At 65.2% G+C, this 21,605-nt stretch carries 18 protein-coding genes; 13 read left to right on the top strand and 5 right to left on the bottom strand.

Annotated features, from left to right (window positions below; all coding sequences use genetic code 11):
• Window positions 1-66: 66 nt before the first annotated feature.
• From BW970_RS20475 to dtd, 6 genes are all read left to right on the top strand, one after another.
• A complete protein-coding gene (locus tag BW970_RS20475) occupies window positions 67-573 on the top strand; it encodes a hypothetical protein (RefSeq protein WP_144038843.1) in 507 nt (168 codons plus the stop codon).
• A gap of 69 nt (window positions 574-642) precedes the next feature.
• A complete protein-coding gene (locus BW970_RS01755; RefSeq protein ID WP_076528102.1) occupies window positions 643-882 on the top strand; it encodes a hypothetical protein in 240 nt (79 codons plus the stop codon).
• Between the two features lie 28 nt (window positions 883-910).
• On the top strand, window positions 911-1,831 hold the full coding sequence (locus BW970_RS01750) for a glycosyltransferase family 2 protein (protein WP_083701092.1): 921 nt from the start codon (window positions 911-913) through the stop codon (window positions 1,829-1,831).
• A complete protein-coding gene (locus BW970_RS01745; protein ID WP_076528096.1) occupies window positions 1,828-2,223 on the top strand; it encodes an MAPEG family protein in 396 nt (131 codons plus the stop codon). The genes BW970_RS01750 and BW970_RS01745 overlap by 4 nt, the downstream gene beginning before the upstream one ends.
• An 81-nt stretch (window positions 2,224-2,304) precedes the next feature.
• A complete protein-coding gene (gene lpdA, locus BW970_RS01740; RefSeq protein ID WP_076528094.1) occupies window positions 2,305-3,693 on the top strand; it encodes a dihydrolipoyl dehydrogenase in 1,389 nt (462 codons plus the stop codon).
• Window positions 3,693-4,130 carry a D-aminoacyl-tRNA deacylase gene (gene dtd, locus BW970_RS01735; protein WP_076528091.1) on the top strand — a complete coding sequence of 146 codons (438 nt, stop codon included), beginning with the start codon at window positions 3,693-3,695 and terminating at the stop codon, window positions 4,128-4,130. Before lpdA ends, dtd begins: the two co-directional genes overlap by 1 nt.
• Before the next feature lie 80 nt (window positions 4,131-4,210).
• On the opposite strand, the gene BW970_RS01730 is transcribed toward dtd, so the two are convergent.
• Together BW970_RS01730 and BW970_RS01725 are read right to left on the bottom strand one after the other, a co-directional pair.
• Window positions 4,211-5,989: a peptidoglycan -binding protein gene (locus BW970_RS01730; protein ID WP_076528089.1), complete on the bottom strand. Its 1,779-nt coding sequence runs from the start codon at window positions 5,987-5,989 to the stop codon at window positions 4,211-4,213.
• Window positions 5,990-5,992: 3 nt separating this feature from the next.
• Window positions 5,993-7,138, bottom strand: coding sequence for a biopolymer transporter ExbB (locus BW970_RS01725; protein WP_076528086.1), 1,146 nt, complete (start codon window positions 7,136-7,138; stop codon window positions 5,993-5,995).
• A gap of 175 nt (window positions 7,139-7,313) precedes the next feature.
• Here BW970_RS01725 and eda point away from each other — a divergent pair, with 175 nt between their 5' ends.
• Window positions 7,314-7,964 (top strand): bifunctional 4-hydroxy-2-oxoglutarate aldolase/2-dehydro-3-deoxy-phosphogluconate aldolase, encoded by a 651-nt coding sequence (gene eda / locus BW970_RS01720; RefSeq protein WP_076528084.1) that lies wholly within the window; start codon window positions 7,314-7,316, stop codon window positions 7,962-7,964.
• 66 nt (window positions 7,965-8,030) lie between these two features.
• Entirely contained in the window at window positions 8,031-8,960 is a 930-nt protein-coding gene (gene rocF, locus BW970_RS01715; protein ID WP_076528082.1) for an arginase, read from the top strand.
• A 31-nt stretch (window positions 8,961-8,991) separates the two neighbouring features.
• Here rocF and BW970_RS01710 read toward each other — a convergent pair whose 3' ends face one another.
• Window positions 8,992-11,028 carry a hypothetical protein gene (locus BW970_RS01710; RefSeq protein ID WP_076528080.1) on the bottom strand — a complete coding sequence of 679 codons (2,037 nt, stop codon included), beginning with the start codon at window positions 11,026-11,028 and terminating at the stop codon, window positions 8,992-8,994.
• Window positions 11,029-11,131: 103 nt separating this feature from the next.
• Here BW970_RS01710 and BW970_RS01705 point away from each other — a divergent pair, with 103 nt between their 5' ends.
• From BW970_RS01705 to BW970_RS01695, 3 genes are all read left to right on the top strand, one after another.
• Window positions 11,132-13,024 (top strand): AMP-binding protein, encoded by a 1,893-nt coding sequence (locus BW970_RS01705; protein ID WP_076528078.1) that lies wholly within the window; start codon window positions 11,132-11,134, stop codon window positions 13,022-13,024.
• A gap of 162 nt (window positions 13,025-13,186) precedes the next feature.
• Complete coding sequence (locus tag BW970_RS01700; protein ID WP_076528076.1) at window positions 13,187-13,600, top strand: hypothetical protein; 414 nt, start codon at window positions 13,187-13,189, stop codon at window positions 13,598-13,600.
• Entirely contained in the window at window positions 13,597-15,006 is a 1,410-nt protein-coding gene (locus BW970_RS01695) for a sigma-54-dependent transcriptional regulator (protein ID WP_076528074.1), read from the top strand. Before BW970_RS01700 ends, BW970_RS01695 begins: the two co-directional genes overlap by 4 nt.
• 76 nt (window positions 15,007-15,082) lie before the next feature.
• Here the strand turns inward: BW970_RS01695 and uvrA are convergent, their stop codons facing one another.
• Window positions 15,083-17,941 (bottom strand): excinuclease ABC subunit UvrA, encoded by a 2,859-nt coding sequence (uvrA, locus tag BW970_RS01690; protein ID WP_076528072.1) that lies wholly within the window; start codon window positions 17,939-17,941, stop codon window positions 15,083-15,085.
• 212 nt (window positions 17,942-18,153) lie between these two features.
• Between uvrA and BW970_RS01685 the strand changes: the two genes are divergently transcribed.
• On the top strand, window positions 18,154-18,519 hold the full coding sequence (locus BW970_RS01685) for a rhodanese-like domain-containing protein (RefSeq protein ID WP_076528070.1): 366 nt from the start codon (window positions 18,154-18,156) through the stop codon (window positions 18,517-18,519).
• 138 nt (window positions 18,520-18,657) lie between these two features.
• Here the strand turns inward: BW970_RS01685 and BW970_RS01680 are convergent, their stop codons facing one another.
• On the bottom strand, window positions 18,658-19,431 hold the full coding sequence (locus BW970_RS01680; RefSeq protein WP_076528068.1) for a 3-hydroxybutyrate dehydrogenase: 774 nt from the start codon (window positions 19,429-19,431) through the stop codon (window positions 18,658-18,660).
• Between the two features lie 277 nt (window positions 19,432-19,708).
• On the opposite strand from BW970_RS01680, the gene BW970_RS01675 reads away from it, so the two are divergent.
• On the top strand, window positions 19,709-21,538 hold the full coding sequence (locus BW970_RS01675) for an extracellular solute-binding protein (RefSeq protein WP_076528066.1): 1,830 nt from the start codon (window positions 19,709-19,711) through the stop codon (window positions 21,536-21,538).
• Window positions 21,539-21,605: the final 67 nt, after the last annotated feature.

The raw sequence follows: 21,605 nt of genomic DNA, 5'->3' as shown, positions 1-21,605 counted from the left end.
TGGCACTGTGGTGGCTTCTCCCCGCGCGGAATAGCGCGAGTCTTCTTCACAGAGGAGCATGCGACTATGTGGCAGTTCGGCAAGAAGTCTAGCCAACAGAAGTTTGATAGCACACCCCCTGCCCCAGCCCCGGATGCAAACGATTTTCTTAGACTGTCACGGGCACTCGATAGTATTGGTTTCGAAACTACTGAGGTTCGCAATAAGACGCATTTGGCTGCCAAGGGGGCGAGTCATTTGCTGCGCACATTGGAAATTCAGTTAGGTGAACCACTGCATTCTGCTGCGCCGGAAATTTTTCTTATGATTGCGTCAAACTACCTTTCTCAACTTGTCAAAGCTCAATTCGAAACAGTGACATCCTTGGCATTTCTGACCCACTTTAGACATCCAGAGGAGTTGCCTTTTGCAGCCGAACTTTACAATACGTTCACTCGTGGAAGAGTTGGCTTTGTTAGTGACATTGGGAATGCAATCGCACTGTGGGTTGCGAAACCGAATGAAGCCACCTTACAAGGTTTGGCTAGACGGCTTGCGGCTCTCGACAATGCCTTTTCCGAAGACCAAACTTGAACGTGTCTCCATCATCACGCGATCAAATCCTCACCAGACTACATGCACCAGGTTGTTCCAGAGGCTCCAATGCAGCAACTCCTGATCCAAACCGCCGCAGCCGACTACGCCGCCTGGAAATCCGCCTTCGATGCCGAGGCAGAGGGCATTTCCAACGCGGGCCTCTCGACCTTGCAAATCTGGCAAGGCGAAGGTGCTGCGGTTCTGGTGCTGTTCGAGGTCCACAACCATGCCCGCGCCAAAGACTGGCTGGCCACCCAGGCCGCCTTTGGTGCAGGGATGAACGCGCAATTCCTGCAAACCGCCTGAGCGGCCCTGCCGCCGTCCGAGTGACCCGATGTCCGCCGCTGTCTTCGCCTGTATGCGCAACGAAGGACCGTTCCTGATGGAATGGGTGGCCTATCACCGGGTGATCGGCTTTGACCGCGTTCTGGTGGCCACCAACACCTGCACCGACGGCTCGGACGTGCTGCTGGAGGCGCTGATGGCGGGGGGCGCGCTGACCCACCTGCCCCATGTCCCGCCCCGTGGCACCCCCCCACAGGACAGCGGGATGCGCGCGGCACTGGCGTATCTGCGGAACGGCGCGCCGGACTGGCTGTTGCATATCGACGCCGACGAGTTCCTGAACATTCATTCGGATTATACCCTGCCCGACCTGCTGGCGCTTGGCGCACAGGCCCATGTGATCGCCCTGCCCTGGCGTGCCTTCGGCGACAGCGGGCATACCCGCTGGCCCGGCGCGACCCTGCCGCAGTTCACCCGCTGCGAAGCCGGACCGACTCCCGAGACGACAAAGTTCAAATCGCTGTTCCGCCCCGCCGCCTTTGCCCATGCCCACGACCATATGCCGCTCGGCCCGCGCCTCCCGGCCCCCCGCGTCGTGGCCGCCAACGGGGCCGACCTCGATCCAGCGCCCCTTCTTTCCCATCGCCACCATTCGCGCTATCGCCCGCTGGACATCAGCCTTGCGCCTGGCCGCGCGGTGATCAACCACTACGCCATCCGCTCGACCGACACCTACCGCTTGCGCGCGCAGCGTGGCGATGGCCAGGGCAAGGATGCCACCGAAAAATACCGTGTCGGCGGGCGCTGGCACCGCATCGCCAACCGCAACGAGGCCGAAGACCGCAGCATCCTGCGCCATTGGCCCGCCACACAGGCCGAACTGGCCCGCCTGCGCGCCCTCCCCGGCGTGGCCGATGCAGAGGCCGCGACCCTCGCCGATTTCACCGCCCGACTGGAGGCCCTGCGATGACCCCGGAACTGACCGCCCTGACGCTGGCGGCACTGCTTCAGATCGTGCAATTCGGCCTGTTCGCCGTGCCCGCCAATATCGAACTTGGCACCGGCTATACCTCCGGGCCACGCGATACGGCCCCGAAACGCCCGCTCTCGCCGCGCACCGCCCGGATGCAACGCGCGATGAACAACCACTTCGAAGGGCTGATCCTCTTTGCCATCGCGGCACTGGTCGTCACCCTTTCGGGACAATCCAGTGCCACCACCGCGGCCTGCGGCTGGATCTATCTCGCCGCCCGCATCGCCTATATCCCGGCCTATGCCTTTGGATGGACGCCCTGGCGGTCGGCCATCTGGGCTGTCGGCTTTGCCGCCACCACCATCATGCTGCTTGCCAGCCTGTTCTGAGCCTTTCATCTTGCTTGAAATACCCTCCGGGGGTCCGGGGGTGGAAAACCCCCGGCTCCGGGATTGCCACAGGAGAATACCATGGCCCAATTCGACCTCATCGTCATCGGCGCCGGCCCCGGCGGCTATGTCTGCGCGATCCGCGCGGCACAGCTCGGGCTGAAAGTCGCCTGCGTCGAAGGGCGCGACACGCTGGGCGGCACCTGCCTGAATGTCGGCTGCATCCCATCCAAGGCCCTGTTGCACGCCACCCATTCCCTGCACGAGGCCGAGGTGAACTTCGCCAGGATGGGCCTCAGCGTCGATACCCCCAAGGTCGACTGGGCCAAGATGCAGGGCTACAAGTCCGATGTCGTGGCCGGCAATACCAAGGGCATCGAGTTTCTCTTCAAGAAAAACAAGGTCACCTGGCTCAAGGGCTGGGCCTCGATTCCCGCCGCCGGTCAGGTCAAGGTCGGCGACGAGGTGCACGAGGCGAAATCCATCGTCATCGCCACCGGATCGGAACCGGCCAGCCTGCCGGGCGTGCCGGTGGATGAAAAGGTCATCGTCACCTCGACCGGCGCGCTGGCACTGGAATCGGTGCCAAAGTCCATGGTGGTGATCGGTGCCGGCGTGATCGGGCTGGAAATGGGCTCGGTCTATGCCCGCCTTGGCGCCGAAGTGACGGTCGTCGAATATCTTGACGCCATCACCCCCGGCATGGATTCCGAGGTTGCCAAGGCCTTCCAGAAACTGCTGACCAAGCAGGGGCTGAAATTCGTGCTGGGCGCCGCCGTCCAGGGCGCCGAAGTCACCGACAGCGGTGCAAAGGTGAGCTACAAGCTGCGCAAGGACGACAGCGCGCAGGAGATTGCGGCCGATGTCGTTCTGGTCGCCACCGGCCGCAAACCCTATACCGACGGGCTGGGCCTGGAGGCCCTGGGAGTCGAGGTTCTGCCGCGCGGCCAGATCAAGACCGACGGGCAGTTCCGCACCAGCGTTCCCGGTATCCTTGCCATCGGCGATGCCATCGTCGGCCCGATGCTGGCCCACAAGGCCGAAGACGAGGGCATGGCCGTGGCCGAGATCGTGGCCGGCAAGCACGGCCATGTGAACTATGGCGTCATTCCCGGTGTGGTCTATACCGCCCCCGAAGTCGCCAGCGTCGGGGCGACCGAAGACCAGCTCAAGGAACAGGGCCGCGCCTACAAGGTCGGCAAGTTCAGCTTCATGGGCAATGCCCGCGCCAAGGCGGTGTTCCAGGGCGACGGCTTCGTCAAGATGCTGGCCGACAAGGAGACCGACCGCATTCTGGGCGTGCATATCATCGGCCCCGGCGCCGGGGATCTGATTCACGAGATCTGTGTCGCCATGGAATTCGGCGCTGCTGCCGAAGACATCGCCCGCACCTGCCATGCCCACCCGACCTTTTCGGAAGCGGTACGCGAGGCGGCGCTGGCCTGCGGCGACGGCGCCATCCACGCCTGATGCGGGCGCTGATCCAGCGGGTGACCGAAGCCTCGGTCACTGTGGACGGGCAGATCACCGGGGCCATCGGCCCCGGCGTGATGGTGCTGGTCTGTGCCATGCAGGGCGATACCGAGGCCGAAGCCGAGAGGCTGGCCACCCGCCTGGCAAAGCTGCGCATCTTCACCGATGCGGCGGGCAAGATGAACCTCTCGGTCCGCGACATCGGCGGCGCGGTGCTGGTGGTCAGTCAGTTCACCCTGGCGGCGGACACATCGCGCGGCAACCGCCCCGGCTTTTCCGCCGCAGCCCCGCCGGATCTGGGCAAGCGGCTCTATGCACATTTCATGCTGGCCCTGGCCCGCGAGGGATTAGCCGTCGAATGCGGCATCTTTGGTGCGGACATGAAGGTCCGGCTGGTGAATGACGGTCCGGTGACCATCTGGCTGGAAAGCTGAGCCGGAGGGACCGGGGGCCAGCCCCCGGACCCCCGGGGTATTTCGGGCAAGATGAAACCGGGGGCCAGAACGCAGCGGTGTCAGCGTTCGGTCAGCTTCAATTCGATCCGGCGGTTCTGGGCGCGGGCCTCTGCGCTGTCCCCTGCGGCGACGGGGCGGTATTCGCCAAAGCCGGTCGCGGCCATGCGGTCGGGCGGGAAGCCCAGGTTGCCTTGCATGAAGCGGACCACCGAAAGGGCGCGGGCCTGGCTGAGTTCCCAGTTGTCCCGGAACTCTCCCTGCCCCGAAAGGGGGACATCGTCGGTATGTCCGTCGACGCGCAGGATCCAGTCGATGCCTTGCGGGATGTCGCGCGCCGCGTCCAGCAACGTGGCCGCAACCCGTGCAATCTGTGCCTGGCCTTCCGGCGCGAGATCGGCGGACCCGGGGTTGAACAGAACTTCGGACGAGAACACGAAGCGGTCGCCGACAATGCGGACGCCATCGCGGCCGGCCAGCACCTGGCGCAATTCGCCAAAGAATTCCGAGCGGAACCGTTCCAGATTCTGTTTCTCGGCTTCGAGCCTCCGGCGCTCGGCCTCTTCCAGTTCCGCGCGGCGTCTTTGCTCGGCGGCGACCTGGGCGAGGGCGGTGTTCAACTGGCTGCCCAGCGATTCAAGTTGCAGGCGTTTGTCGGAATCGGCGGTTTCCGCCGCTTCGAGCAAGGATTGCAGGCTGCCCAACTGTGCCCGCAAGGCGGCGAGCTGTTCGTTCAGCACGGCGACCTGCCGCGCCTGTTCGGCGGTACGGGCCTGTTCCTGGGTGAGTTGGCGCTGCGCCGTGGCCAGCAGGGCGGCGCGGCGCTCGGCCTCGGACAGGGCGCCTGTGGTGGCGGTTTCCGCCGCAAGCCGTGCCGCGATGGCCGCCGCAAGGTCACGGCGCACGGCCTCCATGTCTGCGCCCTGGGCTTTCAGCGCCTCCAGATCGGCCTGTGTCGTCTGCTGTGCCAGCAAGGCGGCCGCGAGGCGGGCGTCGATGTCCTTGCGGGCTGCATCGGCGGCGGCAAGTTGGGTCAGGGTGTCTTCGGCACGGCGGCGCTGATCTTCGAGGGCAAGCGTCATGGCGGTCAGTTCGGCATCCGCGGTTTCCAGGCGGTTGCGCAAGGCCTCGGCGGCAGCGGCTTCGGCGAGGCGGGCGGCCTCGGCCTCGGACAGGGTTTGCGCCTGTTCGGCCAGGCGGCGCTCGGCCTCGGACAGGGCGGTCTGGCCTTCGGCCTGCTGGCGACGCAGATCTGCCACCATCGCCTCGAGCGCCTCGCGGCGGGCAGCGGCCAGGCGGGCGGCTTCGGCGGCGGCATCCATTTCGGATCTTGCGCTGGCAAGCGCCAGGTTCAGCGCCTCTTGCTCGGACAGGAGGGCTGTGCGCGCGGCCTCGGCCTCGGCCAGCGAGGCTTGCAGGCGCGCGCCTTCGCCACGCGCGCTGTCGCGTTCGGCGATCAGGGCCAGAACCTGCTGTTCAAAGCCGGTGATACGGGTGGTCGCCGCCTCGAGTTCGGCCTGACGGGTCGCCAATTGCCCGGTCAGCGACGCGATGAGCGTGGCCTGCGCCTGCCCTTCGGCCTGGGCGGCGGAAAGTTCCTGTTCCAGGCGCGCCGCGCGGGTGGTTTCCAGCCCCAGCGCATCGGCCAGTTGGGCCACCTGCGAGGACAGCGATTCGAGTTGGCCATCCTGGGTGGTGATGGTGTCGCGCAGCACCGATTGCACGATCATGAAGACCGACAGCACAAAGATCAGCACCAGCAGAAGCGAGCCCATGGCATCGACAAAGCCGGGCCAGATGTTGTGCGACATGTTGTGCGAGGCACGCCGCCCGAGCGCCATGGGCTAGCGCCCCCCCATGCGCGACAACTGGCGGATGGATTGGGTCAGGGAGGACAGATCGGCACGCAGATCGGCGATGCTTTCCTGCCGTCCGGCGCTGAGTTCTTCGAGAACGCGCAGCAGTTGCACGTCGATCGAGCGCAGGCGCATCCGGGCCTCGGCGTCAGAGCCAAGGCCGCCATCCTGTTCAACCACCGCGACCAGCCGGTCCTGTGCCTCGGCGATGCGGGCCAGCAGGGCGGTATCCGCATCGCGTTCGGCCAGCCTGCGGAACCCTTCGGACAGCGCCTCCAGCCCGGCGCCCAGGGTTGCCCGATCTTCTGTGGCGCGCAGTTCCTGCGCCTCCAGCCGGGTGACGATCTGGTCGAGCACCTGCGCCAGGCCACTGGTATCGCCGCCCTCTCCGTCGCCGGAGGCAAGGCCGATACGGGTGATCGAGGACAGCCATTCCTCCAGCTCGCGGTAAAATCTGTTCTGGCCATGCCCGGCGAACAGTTCCAGCAGGCCCACCACCAGCGACCCTGACAGGCCCAGCAACGACGAGGAAAACGCCGTTCCCATGCCGCCCAGTTGCGCCTCGAGCCCGGTCATCAGCTTTTCAAAAACCTGGACCGCCGTCTCGCCTTCTTGCGGGGCCAGCGAGCGGATGGTCTCGACCACGCCGGGCACTGTGGTGGCCAGACCGTAAAACGTGCCAAGCAGCCCCAGGAAGATCAGCAGGTTGGCCAGGTAGCGCGCGATATCGCGGGCCTCGTCGATCCGGGTGGCGACCGAATCCAGAATGGAGCGTGTGCTGGTTGCCGAAATCTGCGTGCGCGCCCCGCGCGAGCGTAGCAGGGCCGCCAGCGGCGCCAGCAACCGGGGCGGGGCGGTGAAATCCAGCCCTGGCCGATGGGCGGCAAAATCCTCCAGCCAACTGACAGAGATCATCAGCTGATAGACTTGCCAGAAACAGGCCAGCACCCCGATCAGGAAGACAAAGGCGATGAAGCCGTTCAGCCAGGGATTGGTCAGGAATATTCCCTCGACCGCGGAATGGATGACCCACGCCCCGCTGGCGACAAGCGCGATGACCACCAGCATCGCCACGATCTGGCGAACTGGCTGGGTGAACAGCGCGACATCGCGCGCGGACTTTTCGGAAAGCATAGTCAACGGTTTGGTCTGCCCTGTGCCCTGCCCGATTATGCGCCGCATCCTAGGCTGCGGTGCTGCAACTGCCAACAGGCATTCGCATCGGCGGCACGGGATGTTGTTGCCGCGCACTGGCCAGACCGTGGCGCCGCGGCTATCGTCGGGGAGTCATACAAGGAAAGGCCGCGCCATGACCCCGCAGGATGCCTCGCGCCGGATGCGCGAACTGTGTTCGCTGGCGCCGGTCGTGCCGGTGCTGGTGATTGACGACATCTCCCATGCGCGCCCGCTTGCCGCGGCGTTGGTGGCCGGCGGGTTGCCCGTGCTGGAGGTGACGTTGCGGACGCCAGTTGCGTTGCAGGCGATCCGCGAGATGGCCTTGGTGCCGGGCGCCGTGGTGGGGGCTGGCACCGTGCTGGGCGCCCGAGATGTGGCCGCGGCCAGGGCGGCAGGCGCGCGGTTCGCCGTCTCTCCGGGTGCCACGCCTGCCTTGCTGGCGGCCTGCGAGGCCGAGGATATGCCGATCTTGCCCGGCGCGGCCACCGCATCGGAGGTGATGACCTTGCTGGACCGGGGGTATGACATGGCCAAGTTCTTTCCTGCCGATGCGATCGGCGGCGCCCCGGCGCTGCGGGCGCTTGGCGGGCCGCTGCCGCAGATGGCCTTTTGCCCGACAGGGGGAATCGGGGCCGATACGGCGGCGGAGTATCTGGCGCTGCCCAATGTGATCTGCGTGGGCGGTAGCTGGATAGCGCCCAAGGGTTTGGTGCACCGCAAGGACTGGCGCGCGATCCAATCGCTGGCGCAGGCGGCCAAAGACCTGCAACCCGCCGGAAAGTAGTGCAGAGTGCCGCGTGACACCGGCCAGTGCGCCTGCCAGTTTCACGCCGGAACAAAGGAGACAGCCATGGCCCATGAGATCACATTGATCGGCGCCCCCGTGGACGAAGGTCAAAGCCGGGCGGGTTGCCTGATGGGACCTGCCGCCTATCGCGTCGCGGGCATCGCGGCGGCAATCCGCGAACTGGGCCATGATGTCGAGGATATCGGCGATATCGGCCACGGCCCCCTGCCCGAGGTCGCGGCGCCCAACCCTGCGGTGCATCATCTGGCGGAATGCGTCGGCTGGACCCGTACGCTGGCCGACGCCGGGCGGGCGGCGATGGATCGGGGGCGGTTTCCGATATTCATGGGCGGCGACCATGCCCTGTCCATGGGGTCGGTTGCCGGTGTGGCCGCCTATGCGGCGGCGGCGGGGCGGCCGCTGTTCGTGCTGTGGCTGGATGCGCATTCCGATTTTCACACGCCGCTGACCACCACATCGGGCAATCTGCACGGCACGCCGGTCGCCTATCTGTCGGGCCTGCCGGGATTTGAGGCGTTTCCCGACTTTCCGGCCCCCGTCCCGCCCGAGCGGGTCTGTCTCTATGGCATCCGCTCCGTCGATCCGGCCGAACATCGCGCGCTCAAGGCACATGGCATTCCGGTGAACGACATGCGGGTGCTGGACGAAAACGGCATCGTGGCGCCGCTGCGCGCCTTTCTGGATCAGGTCGCAGCCCAGAACGGGATGCTGCATGTGTCGCTGGATGTCGATTTCCTTGATCCCTCGATCGCACCGGCAGTCGGGACCACCGTTCCGGGCGGCACCACCTTTCGCGAAGCGCATCTGGTGATGGAACTGCTGCACGAAAGCGGGTTGGTCACCAGTCTGGACATGGTGGAACTGAACCCCTTTCTGGACGAACGGGGGCGCACCGCAAAGCTGATGGTCGATCTGGTGGGCAGCCTGATGGGTCGCAAGGTCTTTGACCGGCCAACCCGCAGCTTCGGCTAGCGCCCCGGTTCCACACCGGGACGCCCGCCTGTCACAACAACGAGACCTCGCGCGGGTCGAACGTATCGAACCGCACGCCCAGCAGAATGATGCGCAAGTCCTCTTCCGGACCGATCAGCAACAGCGTGCTCTTGCCCTTGGCGTAAGAGCGCGCCTCGACCTCTCGGTCGGCGACGTCAAAGCCCCAGACGATGATGCGGTCCTCGGACGCGACGTAATCGTGAATCCGGGTCTCGCCCCGCGTCTCGCTGGCAAGGAAATGGAATGTATCGGCGCCTGCGCCGCCATACAGGCGATCATGCCCATGTCCGGCGTAAAGCTGGTCATTGCCGTCGCCACCGCGCAGCACGTCATTGCCGGAACCGCCGTAAAGCCGGTCATTATCGGCCCCGCCGTTCAGCGTGTCTGCGCCTTGGCCGCCATACAGCAGGTCGGGATTGGCCTCGCCGATCAGCAGATCGTCACCGTCCCCGCCATCGAGCGTATCGAACCCCGCGCCACCATTCAGCGTATCGTTGCCCGCCCCGCCGAACAGGCTGTCCGAACCTGCAAGCCCGTGAAGGACATCATCCCCCTGCCCGCCATGGAGGGTATCCCAGCCCGAGAAAACCGCGTCGCGGTCCGCCCCGAACAAGGTGTCGTTGCCCGCACCGCCCCGGATCAGCATATGCCCCTGATCGCCGCCAAAGATCCGGTCGTCGCCGCCGCCGCCATCCAGCGTGTCGCTGCCAAGGCCGCCGAAGATCACATCATTGCCCGCACCACCAAACAGCCGGTCGCGGCCCGTACCGCCATAGACGCGATCGTTGCCATTCTCGCCACGCAGCAGATCCTCGCCAGTGCCGCCATACAGCGTGTCGCCCCCTGCACCTCCGTATACCGTGTCATTTCCCCAGCCGCTTTCGTCCTTGAGATCGCCCCAGATCCGGTCCTGCCCCGCGCCGCCCCACAGCCGGTCGTGCCCCCGCGCGCCGATCAGCCGGTCGTTTCCATCGCCGCCCTGAATGCGGTCGTCGTCATTTCCACCCGAGATGGAATCGTTCCCGCCACCGCCTTGCAGGCGGTTCTGCCCGCCGATCCCGCCGATCAGCGTGTCATTGCCGCGCCCGCCTGACAGCGTGTCGGAAGAATTGCCGCCGATCAGCAGGTCGCGCCCGCTGCCGCCGCTCAGGTCGTTCGCGCTGCGGATGCCCAGAATGGTATCTGCCCCGTCGCCGCCCTGCACCGCCAGCACGCCATCGCGCATCTGCCAGACCAGATTGTCACGGGCGGCAGCCGTGCCGTAAAGGTGCTGCAAGGCGGCGATGTCCAGCGGCCCCAGATCCGACCGCGTACCGCCCGACCAGTTGTAGGACATCACGGTCATCGCCGTGGTGTCCAGATCCGCCGCCAGCCGCGGGTCGCCATCGAACGGATGTTTCAGGCCGACCGCGTGCCCCAGTTCGTGCAACAGGACATGAAAGGCCGATGTGCCCGGCGCAAAGCCCCCCGTCTGGTCGATCACCATCCGCCCCGTTCCAAAGAACCCGCTGACCGAAACCGCCGGATAGCTGGCCCATCCCCCCCAGGGCGAACCGGATGTTCCAAAGACCTGCACCATGGCATCGGTGCCCGAGGTTTCGACGAAGATCACCCCCGTGACGGCGGACAGCACCTCCATCGCCAGCCGGGTGCTGGCGCGCTGCGTGGCATCAAAGCTCCAGTATCCGTCATTGTCATAGGGCCGATATTCCGCCGCCGACGGCAATTCCGCCGTGGCCAGAAAGCTGTAGCTGACAAAGACCGGCGTCCCCAGATCTGCCCGCGCATTGTAGCGGGCCGAAGGGCTGGCGGTATAGGCAAGCAGCGCGGCAAAGTCGCGCACCTCGGCAAAGGACAGCACCGGGCCGGCCTCTTGCGTTGGTGGGGTCAAACCCCCGGCAGGGTCATTGTCGCAGCCGGTCGCGCCGGTACAGGACCACTGGAAACAGGCAAGACACATCGGAAAATTCCCTCGGGTAATGTCGCTACGTAGCGGCAGGGTTGCCGGATTTTCGCCAAAGCGCAACAATATGTCGGCCTGCGCCATGCTGGCGCACCCCTGCGCATTGGCAATCGTTGTAATAGTTGCGAAACATTTCCCTGTCACGGGGGCCGCGAGTCACGCGCCGCGCAGCCAAAGGGGGAACCGCATGAGCTATACATCCGTCTATTCTGCATGGGCCGCAGATCCCGAAGGGTGGTGGATGGAACAATCCCGCGCCATCGACTGGGTCACGCCGCCGTCCAGGGCGCTGTTCGCGGACAAGGCACCGATCTACGAATGGTTCTCGGACGGTTTGGTCAACACATGCTGGAACGCGGTGGACCGGCACGTGGCTGCCGGACGTGGCGCGCAGGTGGCGATCATCCATGACAGCCCGGTCACCGGAACGATCCACAGGATCACCTATGCAGAGTTGCAGGACCGCGTCGCCCGGCTGGCCGGCGCCCTTGCGGCAAGGGGGATCACCAAGGGCGACAGGGTCATCATCTATATGCCGATGATCCCCGAGGCATTGGAGGCGATGCTGGCCTGCGCGCGGATCGGTGCAATCCATTCCGTGGTGTTCGGCGGATTTGCGGCGGCCGAATTGGCCACCCGGATCGAGGATGCCAGGCCAAAGGCGATCATCGCCGCCAGTTGCGGGATCGAGCCGAACCGCGTGGTGCATTACAAGCCGCTTCTGGACGGCGCTATCGACCTTGCCGCCCACAAGCCTGACTTTTGCGTGATCTTTCAGCGTGAACAAGAGGTTGCCCGCCTTGTCGATGGCCGCGATCTGGATTGGCACGGGTTCCAGTATGGCGTTCCCCCCGCCGATTGCGTCCCGGTCGAGGGCAACCACCCGGCCTATATTCTCTATACCTCCGGCACGACGGGCCAGCCCAAGGGCGTGGTGCGCCATACCGGCGGCCATCTGGTCGCGCTGCACTGGTCGATGAAGAACATCTTCGGCGTGGATCCCGGAGAGGTGTTCTGGGCCGCGTCCGATGTCGGCTGGGTCGTCGGTCACAGCTATATCTGCTACGCGCCGCTGATCCATGGCAACACCACCATCGTGTTCGAAGGCAAGCCGGTCGGCACCCCCGATGCAGGCACCTTCTGGCGCGTGATCCAGGATCATCGGGTGGCCAGCTTCTTCACCGCCCCGACCGCCTTCCGCGCGATCAAGCGCGATGATCCCGAAGGCAAGCTGGTAGGCGACTATGACCTGAGTTCCCTGCGCGCCTTGTATCTGGCCGGGGAACGCGCGGATCCCGATACGATCCTTTGGGCGCAGGACAAGCTGAAAGTGCCGGTGATCGACCATTGGTGGCAGACCGAAACCGGCTGGCCCATCGCCGCGAACCCGGCTGGTCTGGAATTGTTGCCGGTCAAGTTGGGCAGCCCATCGGTCGCCATGCCGGGGTATGATGTGCAGGTGCTGGACGAAGGCGGGCACCCCGTCCCGCGCGGCACGCTGGGCGCAATCGCGGTCAAGCTGCCCTTGCCGCCGGGCACCCTGCCCACCTTGTGGAACGCGGAAGGCAGGTTCCGCGCGGCCTATCTGTCGCATTTTCCGGGGTATTACGAAACCGGCGACGCGGGCTATATGGACGAGGACGGCTATCTCTACATCATGGCGCGGACGGATGACGTGATCAACGTCGCAGGCCACCGCCTGTCAACCGGCGCCATGGAAGAGGTGCTGGCCGGCCATCCCGACGTTGCCGAATGTGCGGTGATCGGCGTGGCCGATACGCTCAAGGGTCAGTCGCCCGTGGGCTTTCTGTGCCTGAACAAGGGCTGCAACCGCCCCTATCCCGAAATCGTCGCCGAGACGGTCAAGCTGGTGCGCGAAAAGATCGGCCCGGTGGCCGATTTCAAGAAAGCCGTGGTGGTTGAGCGGCTGCCCAAGACGCGGTCGGGCAAAATCCTGCGGGCAACCATGGTCAAGATCGCCGATGGCGAAACCTTCAAGGTGCCTGCCACCATCGACGACCCGGCAATTCTGGATGAAATCCGCGCGGCACTGCGCGGCATCGGCTACGCGGGCGGCTAGGCTGCCTGCTCACGGCCCGGCGCATGGGCCGTGAGCGCATTTTTGACCAACCTTTCAACTCTAGGGCTTTCCGAGAGCGCCGCGCTCGCCTAGAGTTTGAACATGTTCACGGACAAGCGCGCCCCGATCAGACCTTGGCACGCGGCGTCATCAGGAGGCGTGATGGACCGCGACCCTATGCCCGTGCCCGCGGATTCCGCCGAGACTCTCGATCATGTGTTTCTCGCGCCCGAGCTCGACCACGACGAATTCGAACATCTGATGAGCCTGGCCGGGCCGAAGTATTCCGCGGAACTCCTGTCCCGACTGATGGCCGACCTGAGCAGCGTGCATCAGCACCTCGTGGCATCGCAGGCCGGCCCGGATTGGGCGGTCCTGCACGCGCAGACCCACATTCTGGCCGCGATGGCGGGGTCGGTCGGCGCGCGGCGCCTGCAATATCTGGCCCAGGCGGCGAACCGTCTGAACGACACAAGCGGCGCGGCACTGCTGGAACGGTTGATGCCACCCATGCTGACGCAGGTGCAGACGCTTCACCGCATGGTTGCCGCACGACACGCTGGATTGCCTGCATGACCGACGCCCCGACACTGCTTCTGGTCGAGGATACCGCCTCGCTTCAGGTCGTCTACCGATCCGTGCTGGAGGCAGCGGGCTACCGGGTGGAGGTCGCACCGGACGGCACGTCGGGCTTGACCGCATTCCGGCGCCTGCGTCCTGCGGCGGTGCTGCTGGACATCATGTTGCCGGACCGCGACGGTCTGACCGTGATGCAGGAAATGCTGGAAGAACAGCCCGACGCGCGCATCATCGTGATCACCTCAAACGGTTCGATCAACAAGGCGGTCGAGGCGATGCGCGGCGGTGCGCAGGATTTTCTGGTCAAACCCTTTGACGAGGCCCGGTTCCTGGCTGCGGTGCGCAATGCGCTGCGATCAGACCAGCCCGCGTCGGCGCCGGCACCTGCCACACTCTCGAAACCGGCCCCGGCCGGGTTTCGCGGGCTTTTGGGCTCATCACCCGCCATCCGCCAGGTCGAGGATCGCGTGCGCTCTGTCGCGCGCTCGATGGCCAGCGTGTTCATCACTGGCGAAAGCGGCACCGGCAAGGAACTGTGCGCGCAGGCAATCCACGACCTGTCACCGCGCGCGCGGGGGCCGTTCATCGTGCTGAACTGCGGGGCTATCCCCGCCGATCTGATGGAATCCGAGGTCTTTGGCCACATTCGCGGCGCCTTTCCCGGTGCAGTGAACGACAAGGCGGGCGCGGCGGTCGTCGCCGATGGCGGCACGCTGTTTCTGGACGAAATCTGCGAGATGGATCTGGCCTTGCAGCCCAAAATCCTGCGGTTCCTGCAAACCTCGTCGGTCACGCCGGTGGGCGCCGCCCGGCCGCGGCGGGTGGATGTCCGCATCATCTGCGCCACCAACCGCGACCCGACCGATGCCGTCCGGCGCGGGATCCTGCGCGAGGATCTGTACTATCGCCTGCATGTCGTTCCCATCCGTATGCCGGCCCTGCGCGACAGAGGCGACGATGTGATCGGCATCGCCGAGGCGGCCCTGGCAAGCTATGCCGTCGAGGAGGGGCGCCGCTTCACCGGCCTGACCGACGAGGTGCGCAAGCTGTTCCTCGGCCTGCCCTGGCCCGGCAATGTGCGGCAGGTGCTGAACGTGATGCGGAATGTCGTCGTGCTGCATGATGGCGAGCTTGTGACCGCCGAAATGCTGCCGGATGATCTTATGGTGCCGCAACAAGCCCCGCCGCCGCCCATGGCCGCGGCTGCGCCGGTTTCCGAGGCGGCACACTCCGACGAGTTGGCGGAACTGCTGGCAGGGCGGACCCTGGCGCAGATCGAACGACTGGCGGTCGAAGCCGCCATCAGCCGCCACAGCGGATCGCTGCCCCGCGCTGCGCGGGAACTGGGCGTTGCCGCCTCGACCCTGTACCGCAAGCGCGAGGGCTGGGCCTCAGACAGCTAGCGGCCAGGGTTGCGCCGGGGCGCGGCCTTTGCCCCCGGCGTGTTTCGCGGGCCAAGCCAGACCGGCCGGCCTGTCGTCATTCAGCGGCGACGCGGCTGCGTTTCAACAGCGGACCCAGATAGCGGCCGGTGTGGCTGCGCGGGTTCGCCGCGACATCCTCGGGTGTGCCGGTCGCCACCACTTCGCCGCCGCCATCGCCGCCTTCGGGGCCGATGTCGATGACCCAGTCAGCGGTTTTGACCACATCCAGATTGTGTTCGATGACCACCACCGTATTGCCCTGTTCCACCAGTTCGTGCAGCACGTCCATCAGCTTGCGCACATCCTCGAAATGCAGCCCCGTGGTGGGTTCATCCAGAATATACAACGTGCGCCCGGTGGCCCGGCGTGCCAGTTCCTTGGACAGCTTGACGCGCTGTGCCTCGCCGCCCGACAGGGTCGTGGCCTGTTGGCCGACCTTGATATAGCCAAGGCCAACACGGTTCAGCGCCTCCATCTTGTCGCGGATGGCGGGGACGGCGGCAAAGAAATCGCGCGCATCCTCGCAGGTCATGTCCAGCACATCGGCGATGGATTTGCCCTTGAACCTGATCTCCAGCGTTTCGCGGTTGTAGCGCCGCCCCTTGCAGGTTTCGCATTCGACATAAACATCGGGCAGGAAGTGCATCTCGATCTTGATGACGCCATCGCCCTGACAGGCCTCGCACCGCCCGCCCTTGACGTTGAAGCTGAAGCGACCGGGCTTGTAGCCGCGCGCCTTCGCCTCGGGCAGGCCAGAGAACCAGTCGCGGATCGGATCGAAGGCCCCGGTATAGGTCGCGGGGTTCGAGCGCGGGGTGCGCCCGATCGGGCGCTGGTCGATGTCGATCACCTTGTCGAGCTGTTCGAAGCCCTTGATCGTCTCGCAGGGGGCCGGGGTTTCGCGCGCGCCGTTCAGCCGGATCGCGGCGGATTTGTACAGCGTTTCGATGGTCAGGGTCGACTTGCCGCCACCCGATACCCCGGTCACGCAGATGAACTTGCCCAAGGGAAAATCGACTGTCAGGTTCTTGAGGTTGTTGCCGGTCGCGCCGACCACGGTCAGTTTCTTGCCATTGCCTTTGCGCCGGGTGGCGGGCACGGCGATTTCCCGGCTGCCCGACAGATACTGCCCGGTCAGGCTGGCAGGATCGGCGGCGATCTGGTCGGGGGTGCCATGGGCAATCACCCGGCCGCCGTGCACGCCAGCGCCGGGGCCGATGTCGAAGACGTAATCCGCCTCGCGGATCGCATCCTCGTCATGTTCGACCACCAGAACAGTATTGCCCTGATCGCGCAGCCCCTTGAGCGTAGCCAGAAGCCGGTCATTGTCGCGCTGATGCAGGCCGATGCTGGGTTCGTCCAGCACATAAAGCACCCCGGTCAGCCCCGATCCGATCTGGCTGGCCAGCCGGATACGCTGGCTTTCGCCGCCCGACAGGGTGCCCGCATTGCGCGACAGGGTCAGGTATTCCAGCCCGACATTGTTGAGAAACCCCAGCCGCTCGCGGATTTCCTTGACGATGGCGCGGGCGATTTCCTGGCGCTGCGGCGTCAGGGTTTCCATGACCCCTTCGATCCAGGCCAGCGCCTCGCGGATGGATTTCTGCACCACCTGGCCCACATGATGCCCGGCGATCCTGACCGCCAGCGCCTCGGGCTTCAGCCGGTAGCCGCCGCAGGCGTGGCAGGCGCGGTTGTTCTGATACCGCTCCATCTCTTCGCGCGACCAGGCGCTGTCGGTTTCCTTGTAGCGGCGTTCCATGTTCGGGATCACACCTTCGAAGGTGCGCGTCACCTGATACACCCGCCCGCCCTCGTCATAGCGAAAGGGAATCTCCTCGCCCTTGGAGCCATAGAGGAACATCTGCCGGACGTTCTCGGGCAGATCCTTCCACTTTTTCTTGCGGTCGAACTTGTAGTGATTGGCCAGTGCCTCGATGGTCTGGACGAAATAGGGGGTTTTCGATTTGGCCCATGGGGCGATGGCGCCTTGCAGCAGGGTCAGGCCCTGATCCGGCACCACAAGGCGTTCGTCAAAGAACAGCTCTACCCCCAGCCCGTCGCAGACCGGACAGGCGCCAAAGGGCGCGTTGAAGGAAAACAGCCGCGGCTCGATTTCCGGGATGGTGAACCCACTGACCGGACAGGCGAATTTCTCGGAAAACACCATGCGCTCGGGCTCGCCCTCTGCCGGAGCGGTTTCCAGAAAGGCAATTCCGTCAGCAAGGTTCAACGCGGTGCGAAAGCTGTCGGCCAGCCGCACTTCCAGCCCTTCGCGCACCACGATACGATCGACGACCACGTCGATGTCATGGCGGAACTTCTTGTCCAGCTCGGGCGGTTCGTCCAGTTCGTAGAACGTGCCATCCACCTTGACGCGCTGGAACCCCTGCTTGCGCAGCTCCAGCATTTCCTTGCGGTATTCGCCCTTGCGGTCACGGATGATGGGCGCCAGCAGATAGCCGCGCGTGCCTTCGGGCAGGGTCATCACCCTGTCCACCATGTCCTGCACCTGCATCGCCTCGATCGGCAGGCCGGTGGCAGGGGAATAGGGAATGCCGACGCGGGCGAACAGCAGGCGCAGGTAATCGTAGATCTCTGTCACCGTGCCAACAGTGGATCGCGGGTTCTTGCTGGTGGTCTTTTGTTCGATGGAAATTGCCGGGGAGAGACCGCTGATATGGTCCACATCCGGCTTTTGCATCATGTCCAGGAACTGGCGCGCATAGGCCGACAGCGATTCCACATAGCGCCGCTGCCCTTCGGCATAGATCGTGTCAAATGCCAGGCTGGATTTGCCCGACCCTGACAGCCCGGTGATCACCACAAGCTGATCGCGCGGAATGTCCACGTCGATGCCCTTGAGGTTATGTTCGCGCGCGCCGCGCACCTCGATGAACTTCTGTTCCGCCATCTGACACCCCTGGGCACCCTTGCTGCCATGACATAGTGCGAAATCGGCTCCGCGCCAACCGGAAAACGTGAACGATAAGTGAACAGGCGGAATATGACGATGCGGGGCCACAACACATTCTGAATTTCGAATATATTTCTCCCGCTCCCCCCCTTGCATCCTCTCTGGCTTGCGACAGATAGGACGGCAATCCGTCAACGAAAGGCACCTCCATGTTCGGCTTTTCCCGCTCCTCTCGCCCCGCCGTGGGCCGCATCTCGCCCAAGGAGGCCGTCGCGCGGCATGGCAAGGGCGAACTGACCGTCATCGACGTGCGCGACATTTCGGAAGTGCGGGCTTCGGGAACCGCCTCGGGCGGGATTCATGTGCCGCTGATGCGGCTGGCGATGGTGGCGGATCCGCGGCACCCGGACCACCTGCCGCAGTTGGATCCGGCGCGTCCCGTGGCGCTGTTCTGTGCCGCTGGCGGGCGGTCGCAAATGGGGTGCGAGATACTGGCCAAGCTGGGATATGCCGAAGTCTACAACATCGGCGGCTTTGGCGACTGGTGCGCCGGTGGCGGCAAGGTGGCGCGCTGAGCCGCCCCCGCGCGCGGGGCGCCGCGGCTGACGCCACCTCCAGCGGTATCCGTCAACACCCCCCGAGCGCCCTGCACCAACGGGGGCGGGCCATCGGCCCGCCCCCGTTCTGCGGCAAGACTGGATCGGACCTGCCGGTTACATCGCCGTCCAGCCGCCATCCACGCTGATCGTGGTGCCGGTGATCTGGGCGGCGGCGTCGGAACACAGGAACACCGCCGTTCCGCCGATCTGTTCGACGGTGGCGAAATCCCCCGAAGGCTGGCGCGACAGCATGACGTTCTTGATCACGTCCTCGCGGCTCATGTTGTGGACCTTCATCTGGTCGGGGATCTGTTTTTCAACGATGGGCGTCAGCACATAGCCGGGGCAGATCGCATTGCAGGTGATCCCCTGCCCGGCACATTCCAGCGCCGTCGTCTTGCTAAGCCCCACGACCCCATGCTTGGCCGCAACATAGGCCGACTTGAACGGCGACGCGGTCAGGCCATGGGCCGAGGCCACGTTGATCACCCGTCCCCAGCCCTTGGCCCGCATCCCCGGCAGCGCCGCCGCCGTGGTATGGAACGCCGAGGACAGGTTGATGGCAATGATCGCATCCCAGCGTTCCACCGGGAATTCGTCGATCGGGGCGACGAACTGAATCCCCGCGTTGTTCACCAGAATATCGCAGCCGCCTGCCTGTTCGATCAGGGCGCGGCAGTCGTCCCCCTTGGACATGTCTGCGCGGATGTAGCGTACCGGCACACCATGGTCCGCCGCCAGTTTCGCGGCCAGCGCGTGATCCTCGGGCGTGTCGGTGAAGGAATTGATCACCACCTCTGCCCCGGCCTTCGCCAACTCTACCGCGACGCCCAGACCGATCCCGGAATTCGATCCGGTCACGATTGCGCGTTTACCCTTCAAGGCCATGGCACCCTCCGTGATTTGTGCGTAGGCAGCATAGGCAATGGATCGGGCAATGCCAGAGGGCGGGTGACCAGACCGGGTGGCGCGGCACCAAAAAAAACGCCCGCGCAAGGCGGGCGTTGAGTATTGAGGCAGGTTTCATACAGGCAAGAAACCTATCGAGCAGTGCCTTACATATACGCTGCAACATGCCGGATTCCAACCCAAAAGTTTGCACGGCCGATCACGACCGCGTATCACGGGGGCCAACGAAAGAAGGGCGAAGGACATTGTTGACAGAATGACAGGTGATTTTTTCCGCAAGGCGATCATGGGTCTGACCGTCGTTTCGGCGCTCGCGGCGGTTGCACCGGCCAGGGCCGATTCTTCGGATCCGGTCACTACAAGCCATGGTATCGCAATGCACGGTTCCCCGGCCCTGACCCCGGATTTTGTGGCCCTGCCCCAGGTCAATCCCGATGCGCCCAAGGGTGGCCGCATCGTGATGGGCGAGGTTGGCGGGTTCGATTCGCTCAATCCTTTCACGACGCTGGGCCGGGCACCAAGCTGGGTTTCACCCCTGACGGTCGAGACCCTGATGGGCCGCGCCTGGGACGAGCCCTTTAGCGTCTATGGCTGGCTGGCGGAAAGCATCACCACGAACGACTCACGAACCTTTGTCGAATTCACCCTGCGCGACGGGGGGCGATTCGCAGATGGCAGCCCCGTGACGGTCGACGATGTGCTCTGGTCCTTCGATGCACTGGCCACCGCGCACCCGCGCTATGCCGCCGCCCATGCCAAGGTCAGCCGGGCCTATGCGACGGGTCCGCGCAGCGTGAGGTTCGACTTTGCCGAACCGGACCGGGAACTGCCGCTGATCCTTGGCCTGCGCCCCGTGCTCAGCCGCAAGGACTGGCAAGGGCGCGACCTGACGGCCTCGGACATGCGGGCGCCGCTGGGATCGGGGCCCTATGCGGTTGCGGCGGTGGATCCGGGCCGGTCGATCACTTTTCGCAAACGCGAGGACTGGTGGGCAAGGGATCTGCCCCTGATGCGCGGCCAGCACAATTTCGACGAGGTGAAGATCGAATATTTCGCCGATGGATCGGTGATGTTCGAAGCGTTCAAGGCGGGCGAGATCATGGTCTTCCGCGAAGGACAGGCCAGCCGCTGGATGACCGGCTACGACTTTGCCCGCATCCGCGACGGATCGGTGGTCAAGTCGGAAATCCCCCATGGCCGCCCGGCGATGATGACCGGGCTTGCAATGAACAGCCGCCGGCCGGCGCTGGCCGACTGGCGGGTGCGACAGGCATTGATCGACAGTTTCAACTTCGAGTTCCTCAATGCCACGATCAACGGCGGCAGCGAGCCGCGTGCACAATCGTGGTTCTGGAACTCGGATCTGTCGATGGGCACCGGCGCCGCCTCGGAGGAGGTGCGCGCGTTGCTCGCCCCCTTTGCCGACAGCCTGCCCCCGGATGCGCTGGAGGATCTGGCGCTGCCGGTATCGGATGGCTCTGAAGCCAACCGCGCGGGCGTGCGTCGGGCCGACCGACTGTTGCAAGCGGCAGGCTGGACGGTTCGGAACGGCCAACGGACATCTGCCACCGGCGAGCCGCTGGCCTTTGACGTCCTTGTGCCGATCGGTGGGGCCGAGATGCGCGCCGTGGTGACCATCTGGATCCGCGCGCTGGACCGGCTGGGCATCAGCGCCCGTCTGGTCGCAGTGGACGATGCGCAGATGAACGCCCGTTTGCGGGACTATGATTTCGACATCACGCCCATCGTGCGCGCCAATTCGCTCAGCCCAGGCATCGAGCAACTGCTGTACTGGGGTCGCGCCGGTGTGACCCAGCCGGGCACGCGCAACATTGCCGGGGTCGACAGCCCTGCGGTCGAGGCGATGATCGCCGCAATGCTGGAAGCGCGCACGCCGCAAGAGTTCCGCGCCGCGGTCCGGGCGCTGGACCGCGCGCTGATGGCCGGTCGCCATGTCATTCCGATGTGGTTTGCCGACCGCTCGCGGCTGGCGCATGACAGGCGGCTGCACCATGCCACGGACCGGCTGCCGGTGTATGGCGATGCGGCGGGCTTTTTGCCCGATATCTGGTGGTGGCAGGACTGACAGTGCCACCGCTCGCGCATCTGTGAGACGGAAATGGGGGGTCCGCCCCCTGCCCGGCTTGGCAGCC

The organism is Gemmobacter megaterium (genome assembly GCF_900156815.1).
GTDB classification, from domain to species: domain Bacteria; phylum Pseudomonadota; class Alphaproteobacteria; order Rhodobacterales; family Rhodobacteraceae; genus Wagnerdoeblera; species Wagnerdoeblera megaterium.
This window is presented reverse-complemented; position numbering and strand designations above follow the sequence as displayed.

Bases quoted from the DNA above. Each gene is read 5' to 3' on its own strand.
- BW970_RS20475 (WP_144038843.1), top strand. From the start codon at position 67: ATGTGGCAGTTCGGCAAGAAGTCTAGCCAACAGAAGTTTGATAGCACA.
- BW970_RS01755 (WP_076528102.1), top strand. From the start codon at position 643: ATGCAGCAACTCCTGATCCAAACCGCCGCAGCCGACTACGCCGCCTGG.
- BW970_RS01750 (WP_083701092.1), top strand. From the start codon at position 911: ATGTCCGCCGCTGTCTTCGCCTGTATGCGCAACGAAGGACCGTTCCTG.
- BW970_RS01745 (WP_076528096.1), top strand. From the start codon at position 1,828: ATGACCCCGGAACTGACCGCCCTGACGCTGGCGGCACTGCTTCAGATC.
- lpdA (WP_076528094.1), top strand. From the start codon at position 2,305: ATGGCCCAATTCGACCTCATCGTCATCGGCGCCGGCCCCGGCGGCTAT.
- dtd (WP_076528091.1), top strand. From the start codon at position 3,693: ATGCGGGCGCTGATCCAGCGGGTGACCGAAGCCTCGGTCACTGTGGAC.
- BW970_RS01730 (WP_076528089.1), bottom strand. From the start codon at position 5,989: ATGGCGCTCGGGCGGCGTGCCTCGCACAACATGTCGCACAACATCTGG.
- BW970_RS01725 (WP_076528086.1), bottom strand. From the start codon at position 7,138: ATGCTTTCCGAAAAGTCCGCGCGCGATGTCGCGCTGTTCACCCAGCCA.
- eda (WP_076528084.1), top strand. From the start codon at position 7,314: ATGACCCCGCAGGATGCCTCGCGCCGGATGCGCGAACTGTGTTCGCTG.
- rocF (WP_076528082.1), top strand. From the start codon at position 8,031: ATGGCCCATGAGATCACATTGATCGGCGCCCCCGTGGACGAAGGTCAA.
- BW970_RS01710 (WP_076528080.1), bottom strand. From the start codon at position 11,028: ATGGCGCAGGCCGACATATTGTTGCGCTTTGGCGAAAATCCGGCAACC.
- BW970_RS01705 (WP_076528078.1), top strand. From the start codon at position 11,132: ATGAGCTATACATCCGTCTATTCTGCATGGGCCGCAGATCCCGAAGGG.
- BW970_RS01700 (WP_076528076.1), top strand. From the start codon at position 13,187: ATGGACCGCGACCCTATGCCCGTGCCCGCGGATTCCGCCGAGACTCTC.
- BW970_RS01695 (WP_076528074.1), top strand. From the start codon at position 13,597: ATGACCGACGCCCCGACACTGCTTCTGGTCGAGGATACCGCCTCGCTT.
- uvrA (WP_076528072.1), bottom strand. From the start codon at position 17,941: ATGGCGGAACAGAAGTTCATCGAGGTGCGCGGCGCGCGCGAACATAAC.
- BW970_RS01685 (WP_076528070.1), top strand. From the start codon at position 18,154: ATGTTCGGCTTTTCCCGCTCCTCTCGCCCCGCCGTGGGCCGCATCTCG.
- BW970_RS01680 (WP_076528068.1), bottom strand. From the start codon at position 19,431: ATGGCCTTGAAGGGTAAACGCGCAATCGTGACCGGATCGAATTCCGGG.
- BW970_RS01675 (WP_076528066.1), top strand. From the start codon at position 19,709: ATGACAGGTGATTTTTTCCGCAAGGCGATCATGGGTCTGACCGTCGTT.